Annotated in this window: 3 protein-coding genes; all 3 read right to left on the bottom strand. The window is 62.1% G+C overall.

Going from position 1 to position 11,826, the window contains the following annotated elements:
* Window position 1 precedes the first annotated feature (1 nt).
* The gene (locus CIT37_RS12120) at window positions 2-508 is read right to left on the bottom strand and encodes an A24 family peptidase (protein WP_038949703.1); all 507 of its coding nucleotides are present in this window, start codon (window positions 506-508) and stop codon (window positions 2-4) included.
* A gap of 101 nt (window positions 509-609) precedes the next feature.
* Window positions 610-825 carry a hypothetical protein gene (locus tag CIT37_RS12115; RefSeq protein ID WP_095426978.1) on the bottom strand — a complete coding sequence of 72 codons (216 nt, stop codon included), beginning with the start codon at window positions 823-825 and terminating at the stop codon, window positions 610-612.
* A gap of 485 nt (window positions 826-1,310) precedes the next feature.
* Window positions 1,311-11,126 carry a VCBS domain-containing protein gene (locus CIT37_RS12110; protein ID WP_109866594.1) on the bottom strand — a complete coding sequence of 3,272 codons (9,816 nt, stop codon included), beginning with the start codon at window positions 11,124-11,126 and terminating at the stop codon, window positions 1,311-1,313.
* Window positions 11,127-11,826 lie beyond the last annotated feature (700 nt).

Here is an 11,826-nt window from a genome sequence, read left to right as displayed (position 1 = left end):
TTCACGATCCTTTGCTCAAAATGGTCCAGATACCGCCGCAGGCGATAGCGGCTCCGTAAGGCAGCGGGGCGTGTCGCAAATGGCGCCACCGCTCGATCGCGTAGATCCGGCGCGCGAGCGACGATCCGGCGGGTGCCAGTCTGGGATATGGCAGGTGACGCATCATCAGATGCACCAAGGCAAGGACGCCGCCGGCCAGCACGGTGACGGTCAGCAACTGCATCACGCCGCTCGGCGGGAGACCAACCGCCAGGGCAACCAGCAGCTTGACATCGCCGCCACCAATTCCTCCGCGCGCGTACAGGACAAAAAGCAGCAGAAAGAGGATCCCGGCTGTGATCAGCGACACAGCGACTTGAATCGGGCTGGGCAATTGACCGGCGATCCCGAGCAGCGCCAGCGCAAGACAAAATTCGTTTCGGATCAAGCGCGTCGCAACGTCCATCGTTGCGACATAGAGCAACAACAGGATTTCCAGGATCGAGGCTGTGGGAGCAATCCAACTCATGAAATGCACGTTTCAAAAAAGGTGGAAGGCAAACTGGCGGGAGCACTTCTGCAGGAGGGGGGCAGCTTGGATTGCCCCCCTCTGGCGCCAAAATGGCGGTATCAACCAGCGATCGCGGTCGTGAAAGCGGTGGTGATTGCGGTGATCCCGGTCGTCAGCGCCGCCCCGATCTGCCCACCGGCTCCGCCACCGAACACGGCACCCACCGCGCCGACGATACAAACCGCGACGATGATGTACTCGAATGACACCACGCCATCCTGGTCAGTTCGCAGACGCTTCAACGTTTCCTTGGTCTCGATGAAATGATGCAACATAGGAAGAATCCCTTCTTTCAAGATGAATTTGCAGACACCTCGGCGACTTCCAGCGGCTGCGGATTTATGTCCGGCCCCGCCAGCGGTAAACTATCCATTAAATGTTTATTACCGTCAACATTTAATATATAATGTATTTTGAATTAACCCTACCGGAACGAGCCCGTGAAAATCAAAGATGGAAATCACAATCAGCGAAAACGTCGTAATAAAAAGACGTTAGCTGACCGCCATAATCGAATCTCAGGCTGAGCTACGCTGGGTCGACCGGAAATCACCGGAATTATACGGGTAAATCAGGCGGTATAATTTTATTTATCGGAGATACAGTAATTATGTGATGGCATTGAACTGCGGTGCTGCGTCGACCGATTAATCCACGCACATATAATCGAGCGGATGCTGCGACCAGGCCGGCGCGCATGGAGCTGCGAACCAAGTACCGACTTCGCAGTCAGCGCCTTTAGCCACCTCCTCGCAGCGCCTCAGACGAGATACTCGTGGTAGCTGATAAGCGTTCCCATGTTCTTGTCTGCCTCAGTCTGGAAGCTCGCGGGATCGTACTGGCCGAACAGGCTGATATTGGCGGTATGAACTCCGTCAGTCACCGAAAGGATTCCTCCAGTGCCGGCCTGATTTGCGACATAACTAGCGGTCGTGCCGTCCCCGAACGCGACGTCGAGGAGATCCAGGTGGTCATCTCCGTCAAACCCGGACACGACTCCGCTGAAGTCGAAGGAGTCATGGAGCACGATTGTCCCGGTCGCTGCGGCATCGAGCGCGACATGCGCAGATGAAGCCGCTCCGAACTCGACCGTAGCCACGCCATCCATCAGCGCGGTGCCGCTGCCGCTTACACTGCCATTGAGAGTGATGTTGGCTCCATGCGCCCACAGCAGCCCTGAATTATCCACGTTGCTGTCGATGACCAGTCCGCCGCTGCCGCTGGCCGCAATCGTTCCGGAATTGACGACGGTGTTGCTACCGGTGTCAATCTCGAGCGCGTTGGTGCCCGTCGCGTTGATTGTACCTTGGTTGACAAGGATCAATGTCCCCCCGCCAAGCTGTCCGGCTCCCGAAATGGTATTGTCGATGTTGGTCAGCGTGACGTCGGAAACAGTTCCACTGACCGTGTTCTCGCTATTGTCGGACAACAGCACCTGACCGCCACCTTCGAGCAAAATTCCGTGCCCGACGAGTTGGAGGTCGGTCTCGGCGCCCGTCGAGTTCAACGAGATCGTGCCCGTATTGTGGATGTTACCGGATAACGGCAGCAATGCGCCGTTGCCGATCGTCATTGTGCCTGAATTGTCGACCACGGGCTTGAAGTCGAATACGAAGTCGTCCGCTGCGAGCGAGCCGGCATCGACGCCATCCAGAGTGATCGTTTGACCGTCGGCCAGCGCAATGACGGCGTTGCCGTCGTTGTCGGCAGACAGATGCGTTTGGACGTCCGCGAAGGTCTTGAAGCCGGCGTAGCCGATCAGGTCGATCTGATCATGCGCAATCTCGAAATTATAGATGACGTCGTGGCCGATCGGCTGCGAGAATACGAGCAGATCGCTGCCACTTGACGCTGTGAGATAGTCGTCGCCGGAAATGGCGATGATGGCGGAGCCCGCTGCAAAAGCTTCAACATTGTCGGCGAATGTCTCGATTACAGCCGAGCCATCCGGCTGCATCCAGGTCACGGTCACGTCGAGATGCAATGCTCCGGCGAAATCGACTGGCGATGTCACCATTAGCGAGCTGACGTCAGTCGTCTCGATCGTCCAGTTGCCATCGGGGAGCAGCATCCCACCATTTAATGTCCAGCCTGCGGGCACGCTGCCGACAGTGACGGTGGCGATTTGACCCTGATGAGCGGGCGAGTCCGTCAGACCGAGATTGATGGGCTCGCCCGACACCCCCGCAGGAGCAAGGGCCGTTCCAAACGCAAAATCCGCCGCGCTGAAAGTACCGGTTATGCTCGCCAGAGTGGTCAGGTTGTCCAAATCGGCGACGAGTGTCGCGCCGCCTGCGACGCTCGGATTGGCATCGTAGTAAACTTGCGCGTGGCCCACCGTCGAATTGTGGAATACAAATAGGGCTCCTGTGGTGATGTTGGAGTAGCTGTTGATCGTTGATTGAACTGTCGCCGTCGTCACGGATGCGTCTGTTTTGATGCCGACCTCCGTGTTGGCGAGATTTAGCGCAGCGTTGTTGCCCGTTCTGACATTTTCAACGGTCGTATCGACATCACCAATGACGAACCGTCCGGCGGTTACCGTAAATTCCAGCTTATCCCCTGAGGTGCTGAAGTCGGTGATGTGGTCACCCGCGTCGGTGACAGCGAGATAGGCGAATGTATCGTTCCCGCCACCACCAGTCAGCGCATCTGCGCCACCACCACCCACGATCCTGTCCGCGCCAGTGCCTGCGCCACCGTTGATGGTGTCGTTACCAGAACCGCCCTTGAGGGTATCATCGCCGCCGTTTCCTGAGCTGCCCATGATGACAAACGATCCAGACGTGACTGCGCTAGCATCTACGACCAGGTCGCCGTTCCCCGTAATGCCGGATCCGTCAATCGTGAGCGTTCCTCCATTTTGGAATGTCGAAAGGAATGTCAGGGTGTCAGTGTGATTTCCGCTGTTGCTGTCACTTAAACTGATCGTTTCGAAGTTTGTCAGGCCAATGCTTCCTGCACCATCGCCGAAGGTGAATGGCCCCAGACCGCCACCACTGACGGCGAGAGTGTCCGTACCGCTTCCCCCAGTCAGCATGTCACCGTTGTTTAGCGTTAGGGGAGATTGGGTACCGGTCACAGTATTGGTGCCCGATGCATAGAAGACCGTATCGGTGCCGGTCGTGAGAGCGAAGGGACTGGGGCTCGTGACCGAAATGGTCACCGTATCCACATCGGTCAATGCGCCACCCGCTCCGCTGTGGCCATTGTCGCTTGTCGTCATGGTCAGAGTGCTGGTTCCGGCAAAATTCGATGTCGGAACGTAGTTGACCGTCGAGGCCAGGGTAGAATTGATGGCGCTGACTGTTCCGGTCAGCGTCACCGTCGACGTTCCGCTGCCGCTGATCCCTGCGGTACCTCCTGAAACGGTCAAGGTGCCGTTGGTTACCGACAACGTGATCGTTTCGCTGGCGCCGTCCGAGTCGGCGTCGAAGATGCCAAGTCCCGTGATCGCCTTTGTCGTGTTGACGTTCGTCGTCTGTGCTCCCGGAACCGTATTCACCGGCGCGTCGTTGACCGGAATGACCGTGACTGTCGCGTTCACGATGTTGCTGGCGTGGCTGGCCGTCTGGCCGTCGTCAACCTGATAGCTGATGGTGCGGGTCGCGCCCGACGGATTGTCACCCGAGTTCAAATACGTCACCGAGCGCAGGGCCGCCTGGTAGTTCGCCACGCTCGACGAACCCGTCAGGGTCAGCACCCCAGTGCTGGCGTTATAGCTGCCGGTGATGCCGTTCTGATTGGTAAAACCGAGCACATCCTGGCCGGAGGCGAAGTTTCCTGTGATCGCGACCGTCGCGCCGGTCAGATTCGTGCTGTCAACGTCCGACAGGATCAGCGCCGTGTCGATCGCGGTCGCGGCCTGACCCTCGGCATAGGACAGTGAACCGCCATTGGCGTTCAGCACCGGCGCATCATTGCTGCCGGTGACGGTCACCGTCACGATGCCGCTCGCGGTGCCGTCCTGGCTGGTGACCGTGAACTGGTCCTGCACCTGCTGGCCCGCAGTGAGCTCGTCATGCGCGCCGCTGCCGGCGTAGCTCCAGGCGCCGTTGGCATCGATCGTGAAGTCGCCATAGGTCCCGTGCGCGTTCGATTGCGCCACGACGTGGGCTTCGCCGCTGTCGGGATCCACAATCGTCAATAGGCCGCTGGTGTTCAGCGCCGCCGCGGTGTCGCCCTCGGTGACGGACTTCGAGTCCGACGAGACCGTCGCCACGTCGTTGCTGCCGGTGATGGTGGCCGTCACGATGCCGGAGGCGGTCCCGTCCTGGCTGGTCACCGTGAAGTGATCCTGGACCTGTTGGCCCGCGGTGAGCTCGTCATGAGCGCCGTTGCCGGTGTAGCTCCAGGCGCCGCTGGCATCGATCGTGAAGTCGCCATAGGTCCCGTGGACGTTCGATTGCGCGACGACGTGGGCTTCGCCCGTATCCGGGTCGGTGACGGTGAGCTGGCCGCTGGTGTTCAGCGCCGCCGCGGTGTCGCCCTCGGTGACGGGCTTCGAGTCGGAAGAGACCGTGGCCGCGTCGTTGCTGCCGGTGATGGTCACCGTCACGGTACCGGTGGCGGTGCCATCCTGGCTGGTGACCGTGAACTGATCCTGGACCTGCTGGCCCGCGATGAGCTCATCGTGGGCGCCGTTGCCGGTGTAGCTCCAGGCGCCGTTGGCATCGATCGTGAAGTCGCCATAGGTCCCGTGCGCGTTCGCCTGAGCGACGACATGGGCTTCGCCGCTGTCGGGATCCACAATCGTCAGCTGGCCGCCGGTATTGAGCGCAGAGGCGGTGTCGCCCTCGGTGACGGACTTCGAGTCCGAGCTGACGGTCGCCGCGTCATTTGTGCCGGTGATGGTCACCGTCACCGTGCCGGTGGCGGTGCCGTCCTGGCTGGTCACCGTGAACTGGTCCTGGACCTGCTGGCCGGCGGTGAGCTCATTGTGGGCACCGTTGCCGGTGTAGCTCCAGGCGCCGTTGGCATCGATCGTGAAGTCGCCATAGGTCCCGTGAGCATTGGTTTGGGCGACGACATGGGCTTCGCCGCTGTCGGGATCCACAATCGTCAGCTGGCCGCTGGTATTGAGCGCCGCCGCGGTGTCGCCCTCGGTGACGGACTTCGAATCCGAAGAGACCGTGGCCGCGTCGTTGCTGCCGGTGATGGTCACCGTGACGATGCCGCTCGCGGTGCCGTCCTGGCTGGTCACCATGAACTGATCCTGCACCTGCTGGCCGGCGGTGAGCTCATCGTGGGCGCCGTTGCCGGCGTAGCTCCAGGCGCCGTTGGCATCGATGCTGAAGTCGCCATAGGTCCCGTGGACATTCGATTGCGCCACGACATGGGCTTCGCCCCTGTCGGGATCCACAATCGTGAGCTGGCCGGAGGCGTTCAATGCGGCGGCAGCATCACCCTCGGTGACGGACTTCGAGTCGGACGAGACCGTGGCCGCGTCGTTGCTGCCGGTGATGGTCACCGTCACGATGCCGGTGGCGGTGCCGTCCTGGCTGGTCACCGTGAACTGGTCCTGGACCTGCTGGCCGGCGGTGAGCTCGTCATGGGCGCCGTTGCCGGTGTAGCTCCAGGCGCCATTGGCATCGATCGTGAAGTCGCCGTAGGTCCCGTGGACGTTTGATTGCGCCACGACATGGGCTTCGCCCGTGTCGGGATCCACAATCGTGAGCTGGCCGGAGGCGTTCAATGCGGCGGCAGCATCACCCTCGGTGACGGACTTCGAGTCGGACGAGACCGTGGCCGCGTCGTTGCTGCCGGTGATGGTCACCGTCACCGTGCCGGTGGCGGTGCCGTCCTGGCTGGTCACCGTGAACTGGTCCTGCACCTGCTGGCCCGCGATGAGCTCGTCATGCGCGCCGTTGCCGGTGTAGCTCCAGGCGCCATTGGCATCGATCGTGAAGTCGCCGTAGGTCCCGTGGACGTTTGATTGCGCCACGACATGGGCTTCGCCGCTGTCGGGATCCACAATCGTCAGCTGGCCGCTGGTGTTGAGCGCCGCCGCGGTGTCGCCCTCGCTGACGGACTTCGAGTCCGAAGAGACCGTGGCCGCATCGTTGCTGCCGGTGATGGTCACCGTGACGATGCCGGTGGCGGTGCCGTCCTGGCTGGTGACCGTGAACTGGTCCTGCACCTGCTGGCCGGCGGTGAGCTCATCGTGGGCGCCGTTGCCGGTGTAGCTCCAGGCGCCGTTGGCATCGATCGTGAAGTCGCCATAGGTCCCGTGAACGTTCGATTGCGCCACGAGATGGGCTTCGCCCGTATCCGGGTCAGTGATGCTGAGCTGGCCGCTGGTGTTCAGCGCCGCCGCGGTGTCGCCCTCGGTGACGGACTTCGAGTCCGATGAGACTGTCGCCGCATCATTGCTGCCGGTGATGGTCACCGTCACCGTGCCGCTCGCGGTGCCGTCCTGGCTGGTGACCGTGAACTGGTCCTGGACCTGCTGGCCCGCAGTGAGCTCGTCATGGGCGCCGTTGCCGGTGAAGCTCCAGGCGCCGCTGGCATCGATCGTGAAGTCGCCGTAGGTCCCGTGGACATTCGATTGCGCGACGACGTGGGCTTCGCCGCTGTCGGGATCGGTGATGGTGAGCTGGCCTGAGGCGTTGAGTGCGGCGGCCGTGTCGCCTTCGGTTACAGACTTCGAATCCGAAGAGACCGTGGCCGCGTCGTTGCTGCCGGTGATGGTCACCGTGACGATGCCGCTCGCGGTGCCATCCTGGCTGGTCACCGTGAACTGGTCCTGCACCAGCTGCCCGGCGGTGAGCTCATTGTGGGCACCGTTACCGGTATAGCTCCAGGCGCCGTTGGCATCGATCGTGAAGTCGCCGTAGGTCCCGTGCGCGTTCGTCTGCGCGACGACATGGGCTTCGCCAGTGTCGGGATCCACAATCGTCAGCTGGCCGCCGGTATTGAGCGCCGCCGCGGTGTCGCCCTCGGTGACAGACTTCGAATCCGATGAGACCGTGGCCGCGTCGTTGCTGCCGGTGATGGTCACCGTCACGATGCCGCTCGCGGTGCCGTCCTGGCTGGTCACCGTGAACTGATCCTGCACCTGCTGCCCGGCGGTGAGCTCGTCATGCGCGCCATTGCCGGTGTAGCTCCAGGCGCCGTTGGCATCGATCGTGAAGTCGCCGTAGGTCCCGTGGACGTTTGATTGCGCCACGACATGGGCTTCGCCGCTGTCGGGATCGGTGATGGTGAGCTGGCCTGAGGTGTTGAGTGCGGCGGCCGTGTCGCCTTCGGTTACCGACTTCGAGTCCGAAGAGACCGTGGCCGCATCGTTGCTGCCGGTGATGGTCACCGTGACGATGCCGGTGGCGGTGCCGTCCTGGCTGGTGACCGTGAACTGGTCCTGCACCTGCTGGCCGGCGGTGAGCTCATCGTGGGCGCCGTTGCCGGTGTAGCTCCAGGCGCCGTTGGCATCGATCGTGAAGTCGCCATAGGTCCCGTGAACGTTCGATTGCGCCACGAGATGGGCTTCGCCCGTATCCGGGTCAGTGATGCTGAGCTGGCCGCTGGTGTTCAGCGCCGCCGCGGTGTCGCCCTCGGTGACGGACTTCGAGTCCGATGAGACTGTCGCCGCATCATTGCTGCCGGTGATGGTCACCGTCACCGTGCCGCTCGCGGTGCCGTCCTGGCTGGTGACCGTGAACTGGTCCTGGACCTGCTGGCCCGCAGTGAGCTCGTCATGGGCGCCGTTGCCGGTGAAGCTCCAGGCGCCGCTGGCATCGATCGTGAAGTCGCCGTAGGTCCCGTGGACATTCGATTGCGCGACGACGTGGGCTTCGCCGCTGTCGGGATCGGTGATGGTGAGCTGGCCTGAGGTGTTAAGTGCGGCGGCCGTGTCGCCTTCGGTGACAGACTTCGAGTCCGACGAGACCGTCGCCGCGTCATTGTTGCCGGTGATGATCACCGTCACGATGCCGCTCGCGGTGCCGTCCTGGCTGGTCACCGTGAACTGGTCCTGGACCTGCTGGCCGGCGATGAGCTCGTCATGGGCGCCGTTGCCGGTGTAGCTCCAGGCGCCGTTGGCATCGATGCTGAAGTCGCCGTAGGTCCCGTGGGCATTGCTCTGCGCCACGAGATGGGCTTCGCCGGTATCCGGGTCAGTGATGCTGAGCTGGCCGCTGGTGTTCAGCGCCGCCGCGGTGTCGCCCTCGGTGACGGACTTCGAGTCCGATGAGACTGTCGCCGCATCATTGCTGCCGGTGATGGTCACCGTCACCGTGCCGCTCGCGGTGCCGTCCTGGCTGGTGACCGTGAACTGGTCCTGGACCTGCTGGCCCGCAGTGAGCTCGTCATGGGCGCCGTTGCCGGTGTAGCTCCAGGCGCCGCTGGCATCGATCGTGAAGTCGCCGTAGGTCCCGTGGACATTCGATTGCGCGACGACGTGGGCTTCGCCGCTGTCGGGATCGGTGATGGTGAGCTGGCCTGAGGTGTTGAGTGCGGCGGCCGTGTCGCCTTCGGTGACAGACTTCGAGTCCGATGAGACTGTGGCCGCATCGTTGCTGCCGGTGATGGTCACTGTCACCGTGCCGCTCGCGGTGCCGTCCTGGCTGGCGACCGTGAACTGGTCCTGGACCTGCTGGCCTGCGATGAGCTCGTCATGCGCGCCGTTGCCGGTGTAGCTCCAGGCGCCGTTGGCATCGATGCTGAAGTCGCCGTAGGTGCCGTGGACGTTCGATTGCGCCACGAGATGGGCTTCGCCGCTGTCGGGATCCACAATCGTGAGCTGGCCCGAGGTGTTGAGCGCCGCCGGGGTGTCGCCCTCGGTGGCGGACTTCGAGTCCGAGCTGACGGTCGCCGCGTCATTCGTGCCGGTGATGGTGACCGTCACCGTTCCGGAGGCGGTCCCGTCCTGGCTGGTCACCGTGAAGTGATCCTGGACCTGTTGGCCCGCAGTGAGCTCGTCATGGGCGCCGTTGCCGGTGAAGCTCCAGGCGCCGCTGGCATCGATCGTGAAGTCGCCGTAGGTCCCGTGGACATTCGATTGCGCGACGACGTGGGCTTCGCCCGTATCCGGGTCGGTGATGCTGAGCTGGCCGCTGGTGTTCAGCGCCGCCGCCGTGCCACCCTCGGTGACAGACTTCGAGTCCGAAGAGACCGTGGCCGCATCGTTGCTGCCGGTGATGGTCACCGTCACCGTGCCGGTGGCGGTGCCGTCCTGGCTGGTGACCATGAACTGGTCCTGGACCTGCTGGCCGGCGGTGAGCTCGTCATGCGCGCCGTTGCCGGTGTAGCTCCAGGCGCCGTTGGCATCGATCGTGAAGTCGCCATAGGTCCCGTGCGCGTTCGTCTGCGCCACGACATGGGCTTCGCCGCTGTCGGGATCCACAATCGTCAGCTGGCCGCTGGCATTGAGCGCGGAGGCGGCATTGCCCTCGCTGACGGACTTCGAGTCCGACGAGACCGTGGCCGCATCATTGCTGCCGGTGATGGTGACCGTCACGATGCCGCTCGCGGTGCCGTCCTGGCTGGTCACCGTGAACTGATCCTGCACCTGCTGGCCGGCGGTGAGCTCGTCATGCGCGCCGTTGCCGGTGTAGCTCCAGGCGCCGTTGGCATCGATGCTGAAGTCGCCGTAGGTCCCGTGGACGTTCGATTGCGCCACGACATGGGCCTGGCCAGTATCCGGGTCGATGATGCTGAGTTGGCCGCTCGTGTTGAGGGCGGCGGCGGCATCACCCTCGGTGACGGACTTCGCCTCGGAAGAGACCGTAGCCGAATCGTTTGTGCCTGTGATCGTGACCGTCACCGTCTGGGTAGCTGTCGAGCCGTGGCCGTCATTGATCGTCACCACGAAGCTCTCGGTGATCGTCTGGCCCGCAGCGAGGTATTGCGCGGCGGCGTTGTTCAGATTGTAATGCCATTGCACCGAGCCGTTGGCGGCATTGGCCGTCTCGTTGACAGAATCAAGCGAGAAGGCGCCGAGCGACGTGGTGTTGGAAGAGGCTGCCGCGAACGAGGCCGAATGCGTGTCGCCGAGATCGGCATCGTTGAAACTGATGGTGCCCGCCGCGCTCTCCGAATCCGAGATATTCGGCGTGGTGTTCGCGTCTTCTACCACCGAGCCGCTCTGCGGACTCGATGTGATGATGACCGAGTCGTTTGCGCCGTTGAACTGGAGTGTCACGGTCGCCCAACTGAGCGTGCCATTGCCCAGCTGGATAGCGTAGGTGAATGTGTCAGTCAGCGTTTGCCCGGTCGCCAGCGCCTGAAGCTGAACGTTGATGTCGCCCTTGTCGTAATGAACGGTGCCGTCCGCTTCAATCCAGATGCGTGCACCGAGGGCGCTGCGGTCACCGGTTGCAGCCATTCCGGCGGCATCACTGCTGTACGCCACATCTTTGACCAGCAGATCTGCAGGTGCGTAGTTCTTGGTGGACGCGGAGGCGCTCGTTCCATTGTCCAGGGAGAACAGCGTCTTGGCCGCGCCCCCAAGGTCATTTGCCAGCACATTCAAGATGAGAATGTTGCTGGCGTCTTCCGTAAACGAGAAAATGTCCGTGTTGGCTTGCGGAGTATTGCCGAACGAAACCGTGCTGCCGCCGCCCGTTGTCTGCGTCGCCATAGCTTAAATCCTCTGGATGATGCGCCTTCCGCATTCACGGACCGGCACAAATTGCACAATGGCGCGGGGATGATCGGCCGTTGCCTTGCCTATGCTGCTGAAGAAAAATGCCGAGCTGCTCAGCATGCCTGCCGTCATGCTCAGCGCTTCGAAAAGGTGTAAACAGAACACGTGCCGCTCAAGCCTGTTTGGGGCTGGAGTCGATCCGGGCTCGCGATCGGATGTCGTGCGCACGGTCGCGCGCCTGACAGCCGCCATGTTCGCAAACCGCAAACTTGGTTGGATCGGAAGATCGCAAATTGACGAAGAATTCGAACTTGCCCGAGCCCAGCCGAACATTGCTACAAAATGCGTGCACGTCATTCGCAACCCTCGTCTGCCAATGCAGAGCAGAGAGCGTCGCCGCAAATCAATTCACGCAATTGGTAGCGCTCGCTCGGACGGCGATAGGTCCGCCAGCCAGCGACAGTCCATCAGACTGCTGCCAAGTTACTCGAAAAGATCTAGAGCGGTATCCCCCTGCCCAACGTGGCCGGTGCTTAGCCGCCCACGTTTTGGCAATTATTTGATCTTGCAATATTCGCGGCTCCAGAAGCGACGACCGTGATCGAGAAGCGCCACGGCCGCCCGCCCCTAATTAAATAAGCCTATTTTAAATTAAAGCATCAGTCCATTTATTTATTTACGCGATCGATTTAAT

Origin of the sequence: Bradyrhizobium ottawaense (genome assembly GCF_002278135.3) — a bacterium.
In the GTDB taxonomy this organism is placed as follows: domain Bacteria; phylum Pseudomonadota; class Alphaproteobacteria; order Rhizobiales; family Xanthobacteraceae; genus Bradyrhizobium; species Bradyrhizobium ottawaense.
This window is presented reverse-complemented; position numbering and strand designations above follow the sequence as displayed.